Source organism: Paenibacillus sp. ISL-20 (assembly GCF_018613005.1).
Lineage (GTDB): Bacteria > Bacillota > Bacilli > Paenibacillales > Paenibacillaceae > Paenibacillus_AQ.
In genome coordinates this window covers 105,992-123,555 of the sequence record NZ_JAGGRD010000023.1, presented here as the reverse complement: position 1 = coordinate 123,555, position 17,564 = coordinate 105,992, and the positions used below count along the sequence as shown (strand labels likewise).

Below are 17,564 nucleotides of genomic sequence, written 5' to 3'. Positions count from 1 at the left end.
AACCTATGAAAAAGCTGGCATTGACGTTACTGACGGGCGTATTGGCTTTGAATTTGGCAGCATGCGGAAGTACAAGCGGGAACCAAACGGATAACGGAGGCAAAACGAACCAGGGAGCTTCGGGATCCAGAACTTACTTTATGAATCCAAAGTCCATCGGCCCTGCTTATTGGGCGGCGGCTGAGAAGGGCGCGAAGAAAGCGGAAGCCGATTTGAAGGTAAAAGTTCTGTTCAATGCGCCGACAGAGGCGGATTCCTCCAAGCAAATTAATATGATCCAGGATATGCTGACCCGCAAAGTAAGCGGCATCGGTGTATCACCCAATGATGCGAAAGCGGTAGGCCCTGTGTTCAAAAAGGCGGCAGGTCAAGGTGTCAATATTGTGACCTGGGACAGTGACGCGCCGGACACAGACCGCCAATATTATGTTGCTCCGGCTACAGACCAAGAAATCGGGGAGCTTCTGGCCAAAACGATTGGGGAGGAAATCGGCGGTAAAGGAAAAGTAGCGTTCATGGTAGCTGGTCTTGGCTCACAAAACCAGATTGCCAAATCCAATGCGGCTAAAGCTTATTTTACAGCCAACTATCCGGATATTGAGGTCGTAACGACTGTCGCGAGCGACGATGATCAACAGAAGGCGTATGCCAATGCGCAAAACCTGCTTCAAACCTATCCAGATCTGAGGGGCATTATCGGATTTGCTGGTGGCGAACCTCCCGCAGCCGCGGAAGTAGTAGAGCAAGCTGTAAAGGCAGGCACGTTGGAGAAAAACCAAGTGGCCATAACAGGCATTGCCGTGCCGAGCCTCGTGAAAAACTACATCAAGAACGGCACGATCAAAACAGATATTATTTGGGATCCGGGCAAGCTGGCTTACGTAACCGTCTATATCATGGACCAACTGGCCCAAGGCAAGGAGATTAAGGATGGTATGGAGATTCCGACGATAGGGACTGTGAAGGTAGATGGACAAAGTGTCTTTATTGGCACGCTTGAAGTCACGAACGATAATGTGGACAGCTTTGATTTCTAATAAAACCCCTGTTAGGAGGCGGCCTTAATGGAGTATAAGGTGAAGATAGAAGACTTGACGGAGGAGGCTTTCGCGCCCTATGGCAAAGTAGTGGATGTGCCGGCGATTGATCCCTCCAAATCCGGCGACGGATGGGATTGCTGGAGCTATGTGCAAATGCTGGACGTATGGGAGCCAATCGGATTTGGCCTTGTGATCACCAAGCGACGCGAATTTGTCGTCACGGCAATGGAGAGACATGTCAGTCGTGAAGAGCTGCTGCTTACCTTTGATCGTGAGATTGTGCAGCCTGTAGCATTATGCATGGACATTGACGATCCGGATGAAAGTCCTGATCCATCCACCGTCAAGTGCTTCCGAATCAAGCCGGGACAAGCTATCGTCATTCATCGGGGGGTCTGGCATAGCCCGGCCTACCCGGCTTCAGACGACGCCCGCTATTTGTTTGGCATTGAGAAGAAAAAGGATAAATTCGGCGATGAAATGATCAATCCGTGGGTTGATTTTGTTAACGGTAGCACCGTTCGATTCGAATACGCGAGCAGGCACCGCTCCTGATACATTAGCTTGCGGCAATATCGGATTCATGCTGTATCAGGAGAGTGCTGCCAAAAAGGAGAGAGAGAGATGAACCAAGAACAGAGAGTGATGGAATGGATCGAGAATCATCAAGATGAAATCATTCATTTTTTACAGCAGCTTATTCAAATTCCGAGCGTCAACCCCTGGTTCTTCGAGGAGCCGGGGCGATCCAAAGAGAAGGACCTGCAACAATTTCTTGCCGGCAAGCTGGGGGAATTAGGCGCGGACATCGAAATCTGGGAACCCGTCGCCGATGAACTGAAGCAATATGAAGGCATGGCGGGTTATTATCCGGGAAGAGATTTTACGGGCAGACCCAATCTGGCGGCTACGTTTGGCAAAGGAACGGAAGGCAAGTCCCTGCTCTTGTTTGGCCATATTGATGTTGTCATGGCAGGCTCAAAATGGACGGTCGATCCGTTCGAGGGCAAAGTGATCGAGGGGAAGATGTACGGACGCGGCACCGTTGATATGAAGGGCGGAGTCGCAGCCATGATTATGGCTGTGGAAGCGATTCTTCGCAGCGGATTTAAGCTTAAAGGGCCGGTTGTCGTCGGCACGGTCGTCGACGAGGAAGCGGGAGGCATGGGGGCGCTTGATTTCATCCATCATGGCTATCGAGCGGATGCTTGCATTTTGACCGAACCAACCTCGCTGACGATCGCCCCGCTTTGCCGGGGAATTTTATGGGGCAAAATCAAGATTCAAGGCCGCAGCGGGCATATTGAGATGCCGCAAGCAGAATGGCAGGACGGCGGCGCGGTTGATGCAATTAAGAAAGCGAGATATATTCTGGAGCATCTGGACCGCTTGAATGAGCAATGGGCTGTCAGCAAGACTCATCCCTACTTGGCGATTCCTTGTCAGGTGCATGTCGCGCAATTAAACGCTGGGGAATATCCGACCTCCTTCGCGAATGAGGCGGAGATCGTATTTAACGCGCAATACCTGCCTTCGGAGCGTGACGAGAAGCTTGTAGGCGGCAACGTAAAAAAAGAATTGACGGACTTCCTGCGCGAGGTATCGGAATCGGATCCTTGGCTGCGTGAGCATATGCCGGAAATCGAATGGCTGGTGGATGCCGATTGTGCGGAGACGGATGTGTCTCATCCCTTTGTTCAGACTTGTGTACAATCCTTGAAAGCCATTGGAGAGGAAGGGAAGATCGAAGGATTGGGCTTCCATACGGATATGGGCTGGCCGGTGAACGTCGGCATTCCGACCGTTAACTTTGGACCTGGCGACCCAAGCCTTGCCCATCATAGCGACGAATTTACACCTATCGATGAAGTGATTCAGGCGGTCAAGATGATTGCCAAAACGATTGTGGACTGGTGTGAAATCGAGGAATCGTAAAAATGAAATCAAGACAGCCCGTAGGTATAGGGCCTGGTGATATAAAAATACGGAGGTGCTTGAACTGATGAAAATCTTATTTGTTGGCGAATCCTGGGTAGTGCATATGATTCATACGAAAGGTTATGACAGCTTTACTTCGACCAAGTACGAGGAGGGAGCAACCTATCTGCTGTCCTGTCTGCGTCAGGAAGGAATCGACGTCACCTATATGCCTGCGCATGAAGTACAGGTTCGTTTTCCTCAATCGTTGGAAGAGCTCAAAGCCTATGATGCAATTGTGCTTAGCGACGTAGGGGCCAACACATTCCTGCTCCAAAATCCAACCTTCTATCAAATGCAAATCATTCCGGATGCTCTTGAGCTAATCAAGCAATATGTCGCTGAAGGAGGCGGCCTGCTGATGGTCGGCGGTTACCTGACCTTCATGGGAATCGAAGGAAAAGCCAATTACCGAAATACGATATTGGCCGATGTGCTGCCGGTTGTCATGATGGACAAGGATGATCGGGTAGAGAAGCCGAGCGGCTTCTCGCCCCTCGTATCGCAGCCGCATCCGCTCGTCAATGACTTGGGAGAATGGCCTAGGCTGCTAGGTTATAATAAGCTGTCGGCTAAGCCGGAGACAGAGGAACTGCTAAGCCATGAAGGGGATGCTATTCTGACGGTCGGAACCTACGGAGCGGGCAAGACCGCGGCATTTGCAAGCGATTGTTCGCCGCACTGGGGATCGTTGGAGTTTATGAACTGGGAGCACTATTCGGCCTTTTGGTCCAAGCTTATCAAGTATTTGAAATAATGAAGCATTAAATATTTTTATACGCCCTAACAGGCGCCTGCTGGCTCGATGCCAGCAGGCGCCTGTTATTATGCATATGCTTCATGATCAAGCAGGCAGTTGAGCATTTCGGAATAATACGTTCTATATTAACACCACTTTTCCCGTTCCGCTTCATGTGGAATCGCGTTATACTAAACAGGAGAAACCGTTCAGCTTTAGGGTGAATTCAATGGAGTTGGATTAATATAAGACCTGTTAGCGGAAGTTACGGGCTGGTGATTTTGAATACAAGGGGTGTGGTCCTGTGATGAAACCTCGAATAGAGTTTGGCTTTATGTTGTTGCTGCTCGCTGTTGTGAGTTTGTCTGTTGGATGTCAACCAACGGATGAGGGGGATGTGGCTGAGCATCCGGTACCTGAGCAATCGGTGATTTCTTCGAATGAGGATACCCCGGAGACAGAGCCCCCTTCCGGCTCAGCTTCAGGTGGAGGTGATGACACCGCGGGAAGCAGTGCCGTTGAAGTACAGGATGATACAGACGTAACGCCCGATCATCAGGCAGCTAAACTCGATGTGGATTTAGCGGATGTGACGGCGGTCCGGCTCATTAACCATAACTCGGGCTGGATTGGCGGAGAAGGCTGGATAGCTTTTAGTGATAACGGTGGTACGGAATGGGAGGTTCAAGCTCAGCCGAAAGGCACCGTACGCCAAATCTTTGCTTTGAATGGCAAGCAGGCCTGGACTGTGATGGAGAATAACGATCTGTACCGCACCACGGATGGCGGAGAGACGTGGATTCGGATTGGAAGCACGCCGAATGCCGGATTTCTCCATTTCATCTCGCCTGAAACAGGATTCAGCGGTCAAGCCAAAACCGAGGACGGAGGTAAAACCTGGAGCGACCAGGATATACCGGATACGACCGCCAGCAGCCCTGCCACGGGAGCTATCACCGATGGAGCAGCTGAAGCTCCCAAGAACGTTGCGCTGTGTCTGGACCATTGTATGTTGTTAATACAAGGACCCATAACTAATGCATAACAAAGAAGACCGGAAACCTCCGGTCTTCTTTGTGTGGTTCTGCCTCCATTCTCAGCGAGGAAGAGGCAGAACGATGAATATCATATCATTCATTAAGGGAGCTCTTTGAATATCATTCGGGAGCCTAGCCAAAGACCAGCCGCAACTCCGAATAAGCCGAAGAGGGCCACCAGGACGATCAAATTAAAGGAGTGCCAACCGAGCAGGAATCCAATACCGCTTCCCATGGTTGTTCCGGCCAGCAATCCTAGTGCAGCGCCAATTTGTTTATGACGTAACGTCATATGTCTGTCACCTCAATGTTGAATGTTGCGGTCCTGAATGTTACTTGTATTCCCAGATCGTCTCGAAATATGCCATAACAGAAAATAAGCCCGGCTTAGCCGGAGCGATCCGGCAAGCTGAGCATGGGTTGAAATATAAGTATGGTTATGATAGTACGGCAACTTCGATTATGAATTTTGCTTTAATGCGCAATCTGCGAATAGAACAGATTTAGGGATACGGAAGAACTGTTCCGCTTTTTCCTGGAATGCTGGGGATGGTACGGTGCCCTGGTGCAGCCATTTGCGGAATGTACCGGGGTGCACGCCGATCCAGCGGCTGACATCGCTAACCGACAAATCATGAACCATGCACAGACCTGTCAGAATCCGGTTGCTAACCGGTGAGCGTGTCAGGGTGCGTTTCATGAAGCGGGAAGGTGCCGGCTGACAGATTAAAGGAGACTTGTCCAGCAGTTCCTCTCTGAAGAGTATGTGGCGGGGATAACCCAAGTAGTCACAGGCCTTCTCCAGGTTGTTTTTTCCGGGAACGCGTCCCTCATATACCCAGGCGCTGACACTACGGGAGGATACTCCCAGTTCCTCGGCCAATTGCGACAATTTGATATCGTTGGCCATAAGTACGGCTAGTAGGACGCGGTTGCGAATTTGGCAGCGGGTCGGCCGGCGAAAGCGCTTGACTCGCACACCTTTCCCCAAATATTTACGATTGATCAGGGACCACGCCTCAATGGAGTGTTTTTCTTGCTGCAGTTGTGTAGGCATAATTCCTCCGATTTTTTTAACACAATACTACAATATTCGACACTCACTTTTCAATAGCCAAACATAAAACAATTGTTTCCATTTCGTTGTTACATGATTTATAAGTCAGATGTAATGGTCCGATAGACCTACTTGTTTATTTAATTATTATAATGTATCGTTCGCCTTTTGGTGTTTACACCTGGGGTTAATCGCGTTTAAAACCAGAGTATAAGAGGTAAAACACGAACAATTAACATGATTTAACTTGACTCATTCGTAAATCCGTTTTATATTAACTATGGTTGATAAAGAAAAAAGATGCTTATTCGTATATCCCTGAAGATAAGGTTCAGGGGTTTCTACAAGGGACCTTAAATTCCTGACTACGAATAGGATGCGCAAGCATACCTATTCGGAGCGGGATTTTTTTGTGCCCGAAGCGGTGTGCGCAAAGCGACAGTCAAACACACAGGGGGATATGATGAGTAAATATGATGTTATCGTTGTTGGTGCCGGTCCGGCTGGCATTTTCGCTTGTTATGAACTGACATTGAAGTCACCAGGAAGCAAGGTGCTGTTGGTTGACAAGGGACATGATATTTACCGGAGAAGCTGCCCGATCCTGGAGGAGAAGATTAAGCTCTGTCCACCGGCAGTAGGACGTAAGGAATTTGCCGGTTGTTTGCCGGCTTGTTCGATTACAGCCGGGTTTGGTGGGGCGGGGGCATACAGCGACGGCAAATTCAACATCACCACGGAGTTTGGCGGCTGGATGACCGATTATTTGCCTGGCTCCAAAGTCATGGAGCTCATCCAATATGTCGACGCCATCAATCTGGAGCATGGAGCGACACCTGCCATTACGGACCCGACAACCCATGCGATTCGGGATATTGAACAACGTGGATACGCAGCGGGCCTGAAGCTGCTTCGCGCTCAGGTAAGACATCTTGGAACTGAGCAGAATTTGGAGATTCTGAAGTCGATATATGAATATTTGAAGACAAGAATTGATATGGCTTTCCGGGCGGAAGTCGAGGACATTGTCACTGTCAAAGAAGACGGAACCCACCGTATTACCGGTATCACAATGAAAGGCGGGGAGGTCCATGAGGCGAACTTAGTGATGGTTGCCCCTGGGCGTGACGGCTCTGCCTGGTTGACCGGTATATTAAAGAAACGCAGATTGAAAATGCATAATAACCAAGTGGACGTGGGCGTTCGGGTGGAAACCTCGGATGTGGTCATGCGCGAGATCAATGAACATTTGTATGAAGGCAAATTCATCTTTAACACCTCGGTTGGAACCCGGGTGCGTACGTTCTGCAGCAATCCTTCCGGTCATGTTGTGGTTGAGAACCATAGTGGAGTTATGGCAGCCAATGGCCATTCCTACAAAGATCCGGCTTTGGGATCAGCCAATACAAACTTTGCGCTGCTCGTATCCCATAAGTTTACGGAGCCGTTTGACAAGCCTAACGAATATGCGCGTGAAATATGCAAGCGGGCTAACGATCTATCCAGCGGCGGGGTCATTGTACAGAAATACGGTGACGTGCTCCGCGGCCGGAGATCCACCGAAGGCCGAATTCGTGAAGGATTTCTGGAGCCAACGCTGAAGGAAGCCGTTCCTGGAGATCTTGGCTTGGTGCTGCCGTACAACACTATGAAAAGTCTGATCGAGATGGTCGAAGCGCTTGATAAAGTCACGCCGGGGATCGCGTCGGAGCACACGCTGTTCTACGGGGTGGAGGCCAAGTTCTACTCCGCAAGACCGAAGTTGTCGGAGTCCTTCGAGACGGAAATCAAGGGTCTTTATTGTGGCGGGGATGGTGCCGGAATTACCAGGGGACTCGCTCAGGCAGGAGCCGCCGGCGTCTGGATTGCCCAGAACATGCTGAACCAGTTAAGTTCGTGATTTTAGTGGTTGTTCCCTTAAATAGAATGTCGATTTCAGGAGCGCGTTCTGGCGTAAGTCAGACGGTGCTCCTATTTGGCAGATCTGGCGCAGCTGATATGTCCGATATGTTAGTGGGAGCGATTTCTTTTTCTGGACGAACGGGGTATGATAGATACGAAAGATTTACATACATGCTAGAGATGGAGGAACGGACGATGATTAAACATATTGTTTTTTTCAAATTGAAGGATTCATCCGCCGAGAATATTGAGAAGACGGTGCAGGTGCTGCGTGATATGGATGGCAAGATTCCGATGCTAAGATCCCTTGAGGCGGGTGCCGATGTTATTCGCTCCGAGCGCTCTTATGATTTGGCTTTGATCGTTGAAGTGGACAATCTTGAAGATTTACAAGCATATGCTGTTCATCCTGTTCACCAGGAAGTGATCCAATACATCAATACGGTGAAAGATCATACGCTTAGCGTTGATTTTGAAGTGTAGGCAATGATATAGACTTTATAACAACAGGCTGGAGGAGATTTGCGGTGTATTATGTGAATCAAGAACAAATTGAACGGCGTCTGAGCGCGATTCCTGAAATTGCGGAAGGGTTGCGTGCCACGGCACAATCATGGGACGGAGGCCTGGTGCTGGGCTTGGTTCAGGAGCGTGCGCTTCATCTGGCGATCGAAGTCGTAACGGATGTCGGCAGCTACTTGATTGACGGATTTATTATGCGGGATGCCAGCAGTTATGAAGATATCATGGATATTAATCATGAAGAAAAGGTGTTCCCCGAAGAGGTTCATAAGGTGCTGCTGGAGCTGGTGCGATTGCGTAAACCGCTCGTGCAGGACTACTATGATTGGGACAGGCATGCGCTTCATTCTTTAACCCCGATTCTGCCTGATGTGCTGGAGCAGTTTGCGGGAAATGTCCGTGAGTATTTAAAGAACGAGATGTACTGAGGCTTGTATAGTTTTAAAAAAAGAGATATCCATGACGCGCCATGGGCTCTTCCATACGATTCATCCATAACAGACCTTCAGGGAATCCCTGAACGGTCTGTTTTTTTGTTGACTTTATCTCAAGCGGCTAGGATGTTCCGAAGTTGTGGGGATACTCATGGTTTTTCTCTGCTGGAATAAAAAAATCGCCGATGTTGTGTCATGACAAGCCCATGCTGCTTATAATGCATCAAGCGACTAGGCATTCGCCCGGTCGGACGAAAGGAGGAGTTCCCGATGACAGAATGGAGTGCACTGGCCGCTGCTATCGGCATCGTTCTGATCGCGGTTGCGGCGGTGATCATGATACTGTCGGTTAAAAAGCTGATCGGGCGGGCCGAGACCATGCTGGGCCGGCTTGAGGAAGACAGTACCCGATTGAGTCAGGAAGCCTCGCAGGTGCTGGAGCAGGCATCCGTCTCGTTAGATATGATTCAGCGTCAGTTGGCGGCCGGCGAAGCTATTGCCGCCTCCATGTCCGATGCTGCGTCAGCGGTAGCCAAGACGGCCGATGCGGTTCATGCTGTAGGGAAAAAAGCTTCCATAACCGCCATTGAGCATCTGGAACGTGCTCGCCTCGATAATGAACGGCAGATCGGGGAGATGTTCCGGTGGGTTGATGCCGGAATGACGCTTTGGCATTCATGGAACAAATACACCTCCAAGTCCGACGAAGGGCAAGCCAAATAGAAGGAGAGATGGAATATGAAAGAGAAGAGCAAAGGCCTCCTCTGGGGAGTATTGATCGGCAGTGTTGCAGGTTCTGTTACCGCACTTCTTCTGGCTCCAAAATCCGGCAAAGAGCTTCGGAATGACATTGCCGACGGCGCCCGCGGCATCGGCACCAAGGTGCAGGAGGCAGCGGAGAAGGTAGGAGAGCAGGGCGTTAACCTGATCGGCATCATGACGGATCGGGCTGAGAACGTGATCTCCGATATTCAGTCCTGGCGCAACCGGCAAGAAAGCTGGCTGGCGGAAGAGGAAATTGCGCAGGTCTCCTCGTTTGACGAGGATTTTGAAGAAGAGGCTTATGTGTCCACTGCTGCCGAAGTGAAGGTAAACGATTAATCTAGGATCAGATGACCGCTTCAGCACTCATTTACGAGGATAAGGATCACATCAAAATACATGAAGGCCGGGGCGGCACAGAGCCCCGGCTTTGTTGTGTATAAACGATTCGAAATAAAGCCCCGATTACTGCCCTTTGCTCCTGTAATGGAAATTCGGCGAACGAATGTCGTTATGATAAGAGGTGTGGAAAATATGGGTTGTAGCCGGCGAGACCGGAGGAATCAACCAACTCCAATCCCCTGTGAGCTCCCGCCCGGCTTGCTGTTCGCGCTGTTCAAACAAACCGAATTGGGCTGCTGCCGAATGATGGTCAACAATGCTGACACCCGCTTTTTTGTAGGAATAAAGCACGGCAGCATTGAGTTCAACCAATGCGCGATCCCTCCATAAGGTAGTTTCGCTGGAAGTATCCTGCCCCATCAGCTTGGCAATAAGCGGAAGCTTGTTGTAGCGACCTTCATCTGCAAGGTTACGGGCTCCGATTTCGGTTCCCATATACCAGCCGTTGAACGGTGCGGCCGTATACATAATGCCGCCGATTTCAAGCAGCATGTCCGAGATGAGAGGCACCCCGTACCATTTTATCCCTTCCGCTTTAAGTGCAGGAAGTTCGGGATGCTCCAAAGGGACCTCCAGCACGTAGGATTTCGGTATCGCAAGCCACTCCGGCGGCTCATTCCCCTGCTGCACAACCAGCGGCAGCACATCATAGTCGGTCAAGTCTCCCTGCCACCCCAGCTCCATACATTCCTTCGTGAAGGATAGAGAAGCCGGGTCGCCAATCGTCCCGTTCGCTGTTTCGTAACCGGCATACCGAATCAACTGGTGGTTTTTGATAATAAGCGGGGCCTCCCCTGGACGTGCAGCCCTGAAAATCGTAATCGTAGGCATGATTTTTCCGCCATTGGTGGCACCCTCGATATGGTGGAGGAGTGCTGAGAAAATGTCAGAGGTCTCCGTTAAGTGTCTGGCATCGAATACCTTGAGGCGATCCCAAAACAGTCTGCCGATACAGCGGTTGCTGTTTCGCCAAGCCATTTTGGCTCCATGCGTCAGTTCTTCAAGCGTATGCTCATATGTACCTGTCAGCTCGATCTGTGAGCGGATGTTCATGAGCCGGTCCTCGATTTCTTCCGGGGTGCGGTTTAATTCAGCATAACAAAGCTCGATAAACGGCTTCGCAGCCTCCATAAGGTCAGTATGATGTATGTTGTCTTTCACGTAGAATTCTCCTTTACTATACGCGTGCTTACTATAGTATAAACTACCTACGGTCAGCGACCGGCGCAAGAGTCCTACAATTATCTGAACAATTAACCAACGGTCTTTTGGGAGCGGCGCCCTTGTTGAAGATAGGGGGGAATTGGGGTAAGATTTAAGGTACATTTCGATCCGAAATGACATATGGTATCACTGTAAACCATGAATTTGACAAGAAGGAAGCGGTGGGTTCGTGCAGCAAGCAATCGCAATACTAGACTCGGGTGTCGGCGGGCTGACTGTCGCTAAAGAAGTGATGAGACAGCTCCCGAGAGAGAAAATTATTTACTTTGGAGATACAGCCCGCGCACCCTACGGACCCCGTACGCCGGAAGAAGTCCGTTTATTTACGGAGCAAATTGTAGATTATTTAATTCAGTATGATCCTAAAATGATTGTGATCGCCTGTAATACGGCTACGGCGGCGGCGCTTGATTATATTTCGTCCAAAGTGCCTGTACCGGTCATCGGTGTCATTCACCCAGGGGCGCGTGCCGCCATAAGCGCAACAAAGACCGGTAACGTCGGCGTGATTGGTACTGTCGGAACCATTGGCAGCGGAGCATATACAGCGGCTCTGAAACAGCTCTCGCCTTACGTCGAGGTGCAAAGTCAAGCCTGTCCCGAACTGGTACCGCTCGTCGAACATGGGTTGTTCCGATCCAAGGATGCCTTGCAGGTGGTGCAAGAATCCTTGAGAGGCATCAAGGATACCTCCATTGATTGCCTGATCCTGGGTTGTACTCACTATCCGTTCCTGATGAATACGATCCAGACGGTTATGGGGCCGTCCGTGAAACTGATCAGCTCCGCCGATGAGACGGCTCGCGAGGTCAGCACGATTCTGTACGATAAAGGCCAGCTCGCGAGCAGCATGGAGAGCCCGGTGCATCAATTTTTCTGTACAGGAGATCCGGTCATTTTTCAGAGCATTGCGACCGAATGGCTCGGAGAGCACATCAAGCGGACACCTGTTGTCTGGCAAATTACGAAGCTATAATTCACGTTCATACCTTAGAGCTTATCTGGAATGAATAAGAGCAAGCAAGCGCAGGCAGGACAAGGGATAACACCTTGCCTGCCTTTATTATTTCTCGTGCCAGGGTTCGAAAAGGATGGGGATATCGGGGCCTTTTTCAATCTTTTGCATCATACATGTTGGACAACCGGCTGCTCATATACATGGAATGGACGCTAATTGAAGCGGCTTTGCCGCGGAAAGGAATCCATTATGCAGCAATATGTCGTACAGAAAGGCGACACGCTAAGACGCGTGGCTGCCAGATATAGTCTGGCGTATGAACAGCTGATTACGGCGAATCCATGGGCGGCGCAGCAGCCGTATCTCCAGCAGGGGCAAATGCTCTATCTTCCTGCATCGTTGCGCCGAAGGTATGTCATTCAGGAACATGATACCTTTGATAGTATCGCCAGTACGTTCCGGTTTCGGAAGGAAGCCTTGGAAGAACTGAATCCCGGGTTATCGGCTCATCATCTGCCACAGGGAAAAACGATCGTTCTGCCGGGTACCACGCATAGGCGCATGATACGATTAACCGGCGAATACGGGCCGGGGGATCTGGAACGTGATATACAAGAGATGCAGCATCGCTACCCTGTCATCGAGTGGAGTGTCATCGGCCGAAGTGTGCTCGGCAAACCGCTATATGCGGCCAAGATCGGTAAAGGCCCTAAGAACCTTCACATCAATGCAGCACTGCATGCCAATGAATGGATCACAACCCCTTGTCTGATGCGATTCATGGAGGAATACGGCAGGGCATTATCGCAAGAGTCACCGGTTTATTTTCAGGAGCCGAATGCGTGGTACCGGAACTATACGTTATGGATCGTGCCGATGGCAAACCCGGATGGGGTAGAGCTTGTACAGGAAGGCGTTACTCCTTCTCATCCATATTATGAACGTCTGCTTGAGTGGAATGGCGGACGCGAGGATTTCCGGCGCTGGAAGGCGAATATGAACGGCGTGGATTTGGGTGACCAGTTCCCTGCGCATTGGCATGAGGAAGTCGCGCGAAGGGGGAAAATCCGTCCATCGCCTCAGGATTATGCGGGGACCAAGCCGCTGTGCGAGCCGGAAGCCGAAGCCGTCTATCAGCATACGTTATCGATATCTCCGGAACGGGCCATTTCCCTGCACAGCCAAGGCAGGGAAATCTATTGGAATTATAGGGACTACGAACCTCCGGAGAGTGAGGACATGGCCCGAAGATTAGGTCAGGCCGGCGGTTACAGGCCGGTGAAGCTGCAGGGCAGCGATGCAGGATACAAGGATTGGTTCATTCAGCATTACCGGAGGCCGGGCTTTACCGTGGAGATTGGTTATGGGATGAATCCGCTGCCGCTTGAGGATTTCGAGGATCTGTGCGTCGAGGTGGGTTCTATTCTAGCTGCGTTTATGTCTTTGGAATAGGCTCGTTTGAAACGAATAGGTCTAATCAACGTATAAAATATAGAAGAATACGGCCGCTGCTTTAATGGATCACAAGGCAGTGGCCTCTTTTCGCGCTTTTATTGAAGCAGCCACCGGAATACCGTGTTTCCGGGATTTCTTAGAGATTTGCTAATTGGGTAATGATATAGACATGCTGCCTGGAATGGAGGGAACAATATGAAGTGGAGAAGATTATGGTCGCTTCGGCGCTGGTCGCATGTATTCCAGCGGATATTCGGGTATTTAGCCTCTTCCCGGGTTGCACTCGGGGACAAGCTGTTATTTCTGGTCCCCGTTGTGCTGTACTGGGTGCTGCCGGACTTTATGCCTTTGCTGCCGATCGATGACATCGGAGTCACGATGCTGCTGATGAACTGGTTCGTATCTCGGGTTGAACGGAAATATCCAGGTCTGATCGGTGAGGACCAGGGCCCCGCCAAGCGCGTACGGTAAATGAGCTTCGGGCTGTAACAATACGGACAGGACCCTTGCGAAAAAGTCGGCAGGGGTCTACAATAACATATTGAATGAAACATCCGTGAGGAGATGAATATACGTGAAATGTAAAATTACCCGTAATGCCGCCAAGGTGTTAAAGCGAGAGCTGGACAAGGAAGAGAACAAGGATAAGAAACTTCGCGTGCTGGTTACCCATGCGCATGGCGATCATGCCCACTACGGCCTGGATCTGGACACGCCTAAGGAAAATGATGTCATCGTATCCACAGATAAAGAGATCGACGTCATTTTAGAGGCAGGACAACCTTTCCTGGACGGCGTCAAGATCGACTATCTTTATTTTCCTGAGGAAGGCTTTGTGATTACGAATCCGTCCCAGGGCAATCACGGCGACCACTAGGTTACTTCAGAATAAAGAAGGTAATGTACAATGGCTAATGATATTCGCGTCTGCGAGAAGTGCAGACATACGAAGTTAAAGACAATGATCCCGAAAATTAAGAAAATGGTACCGGATGCCGACATTAAGATCGGCTGTAAATCCTATTGCGGTCCTTGCGGCAAACGCGCATTTATGTATATCAATGGCCGTTATGTCAGTGCGCCTACAGAGGATGAAGTGCTGGCAAAGGCGCTGCCTTTTGTGAAATAACAAACAAACAGGCTGTTTAACACATCTGCATTGAAGTTAAAGTGGAATTCCCATTCTACGGGTATAGTTCCTGGCTCAGCCATCCATGCTAAGAGGGCAACGGGAACAACAACTTTAGAAGGGAGCATCCGTCATGAACAGTCACGATTCCAGTCTACACTCCAACAGTCCCAGCAACAGCGCGCTAGATTCCGTGGAGAAGCTGCACCGTGCCGTATCCTCGGCAATGTCCCATCCGACGGAACAGCTGATTCAGCAAGCGGAGAATTCGTTATCCCATACGGAGCAAGCGGTTTCTCAGGTAATTGAGCAGGGAAATCGAAACGCGGTGGAATTGGCGGAAGAGTTGTTAGGCGATGAGAAGGAACGTCTGTCCAAGCTTCGTTCAGCTAAAAAGTAGTTTATGATCCTGTGCAGTCCGTTCCTAGCTTTCGAGCTAATGAACGGGCTTTTTTACATATTGATATACGTATTTGAATTATATACTTGATTCCGATATATATTTTTGTTAAATTGTTGTCATGGATAGAACAAGTTTAATTAAAGGGCATTTGGAAATGTGCGTATTGGCCATTCTGAGTCATGGCAAGAGTTATGGTTACGAGATCATGAAGGAGTTGGAGAAACACCGACTGAAATTGAAGGGAGTAGGAAGCATATATCCAATCCTTTCCAAGCTGAAAGATCAGGGATGGGTGACGGATACGAGAGAGCTTAGCGAGAGCGGTAAAGCCAGAGTGTATTATGAAATAACGCCTAGTGGAGATCTGTTTCTGGACAAGAAGATTCAGGAGTGGCAGGAGCTGCAGCAGGATATTCGGTCATTGCTTTCATCGAATGTGCAGCGTTTTGAAGATGGCGTGGAACAGGAGAGCCAGAGATCATGATATTATCCTATGAAGAAGAACAATTTATCGTGGCCGTTCGCCGCGAGTTGAAACGGTACGAAATGACGTCAAGCCAGGTGGAGGCCGTTGTCGAACAGATCCAGGAGCATCTGGAGGCAAGCCGGGAGCACGGGGAGAATGGTCTTGAAGATCTGGGCTCTCCCAATATGTATGTCAGGGATTATGCAGAGGTGCAAGGTTTGGTTAGAGTACAAGACGCCAGGGATCTCGAGTCTGTTCCTGAAGAACCGGAACCGCGTAGCGGGCGGCTTAGTGTATGGGGCTTTATGAAATATCCACTGGTCTTTGCGGCCGTTTATATCCTATGTCAGCTGTTGTTTTCCTTCTCATTAACGACGGCATGGGTGAAGGGGTTTGAGATAACCGGCTTCAATCTGTTGTACCGGATATCCGATCAGATGTGGTGGAATATGATGTTGATCGTATCCAGCCTTTCGATATCGGTGCTCGTTACGATTCTGGTCTACGTCTTCGGTAAAAGAAAACATAGACGTGCCCTCCGTTTTACAGAAGGAGGAAGCGTGTTATGAGAAAGAAGTGGACGTATGTCGTTGTAACCGTTCTGGCATTTCTACTTCCGACATGGGGGAACGTTGTAGAAGCGGATGAAGGCATGACCGATAAGGTTGACCTCTACATGAAAGCGATGATGGAGGAATATCAAATTCCGGGCCTTTCCGTTGCCATCGTACAGGATGGGGACACGCTGTATACAAACAGTTATGGCGTTACAGCAGAAGGCAGCACGGTCAGCTCCAATACTCCATTTTTCCTCGGATCCATCTCCAAATCCATGACAGCGTTAGGGATTGTCCAGCTTGTGGAGTCGGGCCAGGTCGACTTGGATGAGTCCATTGGGACCTATCTGCCATGGTTTGCGGCCGAAGCGTCTTTCGAGGCGTCGTCAATAACGATAAGGCAATTGCTCGCTCAGACGAGCGGATATAGTACATATACGGGCATGGAGTATTCCGATGTGGGTGCGAAGGATGCTTCTGCCCTGAAAGAGAATGTGCGTGATCTCTCCCACGCGAAGCTTACTAGAGCGCCAGGGGAACAACATCAATACAGTAACGCCAATTATATGATCCTGGGTGCAGTTCTGGAGGAGGTGTCGGGTCAATCCTATGCCGATTATATGGAGCAGCATGTGTTTGGTCCGCTGGGCATGAGTATGGCTGCAGCCGATGAGGAGCGGGCGGTTCGATCCGGATTTGAACAAGGGTATCAATCCTGGTTCGGCTATCCGCGAGTGAGCAGCGTTCCCTATGACAATAGCGGTGCTTCTTATGGTTATATCACGGCGAGTATCGACGATATGGCTCTCCAATTTTTGCTCCAAGATAACGACATGTTGCTTCGTCGAGAACATAAGGAGCTGCTCCTGTCGCCTTTAGTTCAGCATCGACCGGATCGCGCCTATGGTTTTGGCTGGAGAATAAGCGAGACGGACCAAGGCGAGACTCTGGTATGGCATTCCGGATCAACGCCGGAGGCACGGGCGGAAATCTTCTTCATCCCTGATCGGGGCTTAGGGGCCGTTATTTTAACCAACAAGAATCACATTTTGGAGGAAGCCAGATTGTCTCAGGTCTCCAAGGATTTGAGGGGGATACTAGACGGACAAGACCCGAAACCTCCTTCCGCTGGAGTCCATCCGATGATTTGGGGATTGGCGGGAACTTTGTTCATCCTGCTCGCTATTCTGATATGGTTGCTGCTAAGAATGAAGAAACGCAACTTGAAGTTATATCTCACGCTTCCGCTGAGTTTGGTTCTATTTGCGATGTCAGCTGGTATCATTCCGCTCTTCACGCGTCTGACAAGCTCCCCTTGGAATTCCATACGACTCTTTGCACCTGACATTGCCTATATGACACTCGGGATTGTAGCTATCCTGGCATGGATGGGGCTTGTGCTGATGTACGGAACGCTTGTCAATCGGAGAAAACATCTTGAGTCGGTTACCCGCCGGGCTTGATATAAGAAATGTTACCAGTAAAAAGATGTTCCCTTCA

At 49.9% G+C, this 17,564-nt stretch carries 22 protein-coding genes and 1 riboswitch; of the genes, 19 read left to right on the top strand and 3 right to left on the bottom strand.

What is annotated here, in order from left to right:
- The first annotated feature begins 5 nt into the window (after window positions 1-5).
- The 5 genes from J7E85_RS14015 to J7E85_RS13995 all read left to right on the top strand — a co-directional run bounded on the left by J7E85_RS14015 (window position 6) and on the right by J7E85_RS13995 (window position 4,801).
- Window positions 6-1,037 carry an autoinducer 2 ABC transporter substrate-binding protein gene (locus J7E85_RS14015; protein ID WP_215158698.1) on the top strand — a complete coding sequence of 344 codons (1,032 nt, stop codon included), beginning with the start codon at window positions 6-8 and terminating at the stop codon, window positions 1,035-1,037.
- 27 nt (window positions 1,038-1,064) lie between these two features.
- Window positions 1,065-1,595, top strand: a complete 531-nt coding sequence (locus J7E85_RS14010; protein ID WP_215158696.1) for an ureidoglycolate lyase — start codon at window positions 1,065-1,067, stop codon at window positions 1,593-1,595.
- A gap of 69 nt (window positions 1,596-1,664) precedes the next feature.
- On the top strand, window positions 1,665-2,975 hold the full coding sequence (locus J7E85_RS14005) for an ArgE/DapE family deacylase (RefSeq protein WP_215158695.1): 1,311 nt from the start codon (window positions 1,665-1,667) through the stop codon (window positions 2,973-2,975).
- Between the two features lie 67 nt (window positions 2,976-3,042).
- A complete protein-coding gene (locus J7E85_RS14000; protein ID WP_215158693.1) occupies window positions 3,043-3,774 on the top strand; it encodes a glutamine amidotransferase in 732 nt (243 codons plus the stop codon).
- Window positions 3,775-4,063: 289 nt separating this feature from the next.
- Window positions 4,064-4,801 carry a WD40/YVTN/BNR-like repeat-containing protein gene (locus tag J7E85_RS13995; RefSeq protein ID WP_251035705.1) on the top strand — a complete coding sequence of 246 codons (738 nt, stop codon included), beginning with the start codon at window positions 4,064-4,066 and terminating at the stop codon, window positions 4,799-4,801.
- A gap of 92 nt (window positions 4,802-4,893) precedes the next feature.
- Here the strand turns inward: J7E85_RS13995 and J7E85_RS13990 are convergent, their stop codons facing one another.
- On the bottom strand, window positions 4,894-5,085 hold the full coding sequence (locus tag J7E85_RS13990) for a hypothetical protein (protein ID WP_213643849.1): 192 nt from the start codon (window positions 5,083-5,085) through the stop codon (window positions 4,894-4,896).
- A gap of 168 nt (window positions 5,086-5,253) precedes the next feature.
- Window positions 5,254-5,850: a helix-turn-helix domain-containing protein gene (locus J7E85_RS13985; RefSeq protein ID WP_076325695.1), complete on the bottom strand. Its 597-nt coding sequence runs from the start codon at window positions 5,848-5,850 to the stop codon at window positions 5,254-5,256.
- A gap of 288 nt (window positions 5,851-6,138) precedes the next feature.
- Window positions 6,139-6,238: riboswitch (purine riboswitch) on the top strand.
- Window positions 6,239-6,313: 75 nt separating this feature from the next.
- Between J7E85_RS13985 and J7E85_RS13980 the strand changes: the two genes are divergently transcribed.
- The 5 genes from J7E85_RS13980 to J7E85_RS13960 all read left to right on the top strand — a co-directional run bounded on the left by J7E85_RS13980 (window position 6,314) and on the right by J7E85_RS13960 (window position 9,809).
- On the top strand, window positions 6,314-7,750 hold the full coding sequence (locus tag J7E85_RS13980; protein WP_215158691.1) for an NAD(P)/FAD-dependent oxidoreductase: 1,437 nt from the start codon (window positions 6,314-6,316) through the stop codon (window positions 7,748-7,750).
- A gap of 197 nt (window positions 7,751-7,947) precedes the next feature.
- Entirely contained in the window at window positions 7,948-8,235 is a 288-nt protein-coding gene (locus J7E85_RS13975) for a Dabb family protein (RefSeq protein WP_076325696.1), read from the top strand.
- Window positions 8,236-8,279: 44 nt separating this feature from the next.
- A complete protein-coding gene (locus tag J7E85_RS13970; protein WP_215158689.1) occupies window positions 8,280-8,702 on the top strand; it encodes a DUF86 domain-containing protein in 423 nt (140 codons plus the stop codon).
- Window positions 8,703-8,978: 276 nt separating this feature from the next.
- Window positions 8,979-9,431, top strand: coding sequence for a DUF948 domain-containing protein (locus J7E85_RS13965; RefSeq protein ID WP_215158687.1), 453 nt, complete (start codon window positions 8,979-8,981; stop codon window positions 9,429-9,431).
- Between the two features lie 15 nt (window positions 9,432-9,446).
- Complete coding sequence (locus J7E85_RS13960) at window positions 9,447-9,809, top strand: YtxH domain-containing protein (RefSeq protein ID WP_076325699.1); 363 nt, start codon at window positions 9,447-9,449, stop codon at window positions 9,807-9,809.
- Between the two features lie 126 nt (window positions 9,810-9,935).
- Here the strand turns inward: J7E85_RS13960 and J7E85_RS13955 are convergent, their stop codons facing one another.
- Window positions 9,936-11,003 (bottom strand): nitric oxide synthase oxygenase, encoded by a 1,068-nt coding sequence (locus tag J7E85_RS13955; protein WP_251035725.1) that lies wholly within the window; start codon window positions 11,001-11,003, stop codon window positions 9,936-9,938.
- A gap of 262 nt (window positions 11,004-11,265) precedes the next feature.
- Between J7E85_RS13955 and racE the strand changes: the two genes are divergently transcribed.
- From racE to J7E85_RS13910, 9 genes are all read left to right on the top strand, one after another.
- Complete coding sequence (racE, locus tag J7E85_RS13950) at window positions 11,266-12,072, top strand: glutamate racemase (protein ID WP_076325701.1); 807 nt, start codon at window positions 11,266-11,268, stop codon at window positions 12,070-12,072.
- A 231-nt stretch (window positions 12,073-12,303) separates the two neighbouring features.
- On the top strand, window positions 12,304-13,506 hold the full coding sequence (locus J7E85_RS13945; RefSeq protein ID WP_215158685.1) for a M14 family metallopeptidase: 1,203 nt from the start codon (window positions 12,304-12,306) through the stop codon (window positions 13,504-13,506).
- Window positions 13,507-13,704: 198 nt separating this feature from the next.
- Window positions 13,705-13,980: a hypothetical protein gene (locus J7E85_RS13940; RefSeq protein WP_215158683.1), complete on the top strand. Its 276-nt coding sequence runs from the start codon at window positions 13,705-13,707 to the stop codon at window positions 13,978-13,980.
- Between the two features lie 103 nt (window positions 13,981-14,083).
- On the top strand, window positions 14,084-14,386 hold the full coding sequence (locus J7E85_RS13935) for a heme biosynthesis protein HemY (RefSeq protein WP_076325703.1): 303 nt from the start codon (window positions 14,084-14,086) through the stop codon (window positions 14,384-14,386).
- A 30-nt stretch (window positions 14,387-14,416) separates the two neighbouring features.
- Entirely contained in the window at window positions 14,417-14,638 is a 222-nt protein-coding gene (locus tag J7E85_RS13930) for a YuzB family protein (protein ID WP_076325704.1), read from the top strand.
- A gap of 133 nt (window positions 14,639-14,771) precedes the next feature.
- Window positions 14,772-15,038, top strand: coding sequence for a hypothetical protein (locus J7E85_RS13925; RefSeq protein WP_076325705.1), 267 nt, complete (start codon window positions 14,772-14,774; stop codon window positions 15,036-15,038).
- Between the two features lie 121 nt (window positions 15,039-15,159).
- Window positions 15,160-15,525 carry a PadR family transcriptional regulator gene (locus J7E85_RS13920; protein WP_215158681.1) on the top strand — a complete coding sequence of 122 codons (366 nt, stop codon included), beginning with the start codon at window positions 15,160-15,162 and terminating at the stop codon, window positions 15,523-15,525.
- The gene (locus J7E85_RS13915; RefSeq protein ID WP_215158680.1) at window positions 15,522-16,076 is read left to right on the top strand and encodes a hypothetical protein; all 555 of its coding nucleotides are present in this window, start codon (window positions 15,522-15,524) and stop codon (window positions 16,074-16,076) included. Before J7E85_RS13920 ends, J7E85_RS13915 begins: the two co-directional genes overlap by 4 nt.
- Window positions 16,073-17,527 (top strand): serine hydrolase domain-containing protein, encoded by a 1,455-nt coding sequence (locus J7E85_RS13910; protein WP_215158678.1) that lies wholly within the window; start codon window positions 16,073-16,075, stop codon window positions 17,525-17,527. The genes J7E85_RS13915 and J7E85_RS13910 overlap by 4 nt, the downstream gene beginning before the upstream one ends.
- The last annotated feature ends 37 nt before the right edge of the window (window positions 17,528-17,564 follow it).

What these genes read in the sequence shown, in the direction of transcription:
- J7E85_RS13975 (WP_076325696.1), top strand. Translation starts at nt 7,948, where the DNA reads ATGATTAAACATATTGTTTTTTTCAAATTGAAGGATTCATCCGCCGAG.
- J7E85_RS13985 (WP_076325695.1), bottom strand. Translation starts at nt 5,850, where the DNA reads ATGCCTACACAACTGCAGCAAGAAAAACACTCCATTGAGGCGTGGTCC.
- J7E85_RS13960 (WP_076325699.1), top strand. Translation starts at nt 9,447, where the DNA reads ATGAAAGAGAAGAGCAAAGGCCTCCTCTGGGGAGTATTGATCGGCAGT.
- J7E85_RS13940 (WP_215158683.1), top strand. Translation starts at nt 13,705, where the DNA reads ATGAAGTGGAGAAGATTATGGTCGCTTCGGCGCTGGTCGCATGTATTC.
- J7E85_RS13945 (WP_215158685.1), top strand. Translation starts at nt 12,304, where the DNA reads ATGCAGCAATATGTCGTACAGAAAGGCGACACGCTAAGACGCGTGGCT.
- J7E85_RS13925 (WP_076325705.1), top strand. Translation starts at nt 14,772, where the DNA reads ATGAACAGTCACGATTCCAGTCTACACTCCAACAGTCCCAGCAACAGC.
- J7E85_RS13915 (WP_215158680.1), top strand. Translation starts at nt 15,522, where the DNA reads ATGATATTATCCTATGAAGAAGAACAATTTATCGTGGCCGTTCGCCGC.
- J7E85_RS13910 (WP_215158678.1), top strand. Translation starts at nt 16,073, where the DNA reads ATGAGAAAGAAGTGGACGTATGTCGTTGTAACCGTTCTGGCATTTCTA.
- J7E85_RS14015 (WP_215158698.1), top strand. Translation starts at nt 6, where the DNA reads ATGAAAAAGCTGGCATTGACGTTACTGACGGGCGTATTGGCTTTGAAT.
- J7E85_RS14005 (WP_215158695.1), top strand. Translation starts at nt 1,665, where the DNA reads ATGAACCAAGAACAGAGAGTGATGGAATGGATCGAGAATCATCAAGAT.
- J7E85_RS14000 (WP_215158693.1), top strand. Translation starts at nt 3,043, where the DNA reads ATGAAAATCTTATTTGTTGGCGAATCCTGGGTAGTGCATATGATTCAT.
- J7E85_RS13995 (WP_251035705.1), top strand. Translation starts at nt 4,064, where the DNA reads ATGAAACCTCGAATAGAGTTTGGCTTTATGTTGTTGCTGCTCGCTGTT.
- J7E85_RS13980 (WP_215158691.1), top strand. Translation starts at nt 6,314, where the DNA reads ATGAGTAAATATGATGTTATCGTTGTTGGTGCCGGTCCGGCTGGCATT.
- J7E85_RS13930 (WP_076325704.1), top strand. Translation starts at nt 14,417, where the DNA reads ATGGCTAATGATATTCGCGTCTGCGAGAAGTGCAGACATACGAAGTTA.
- J7E85_RS13990 (WP_213643849.1), bottom strand. Translation starts at nt 5,085, where the DNA reads ATGACGTTACGTCATAAACAAATTGGCGCTGCACTAGGATTGCTGGCC.
- J7E85_RS13955 (WP_251035725.1), bottom strand. Translation starts at nt 11,003, where the DNA reads ATGGAGGCTGCGAAGCCGTTTATCGAGCTTTGTTATGCTGAATTAAAC.
- J7E85_RS13920 (WP_215158681.1), top strand. Translation starts at nt 15,160, where the DNA reads ATGGATAGAACAAGTTTAATTAAAGGGCATTTGGAAATGTGCGTATTG.
- J7E85_RS13965 (WP_215158687.1), top strand. Translation starts at nt 8,979, where the DNA reads ATGACAGAATGGAGTGCACTGGCCGCTGCTATCGGCATCGTTCTGATC.
- J7E85_RS14010 (WP_215158696.1), top strand. Translation starts at nt 1,065, where the DNA reads ATGGAGTATAAGGTGAAGATAGAAGACTTGACGGAGGAGGCTTTCGCG.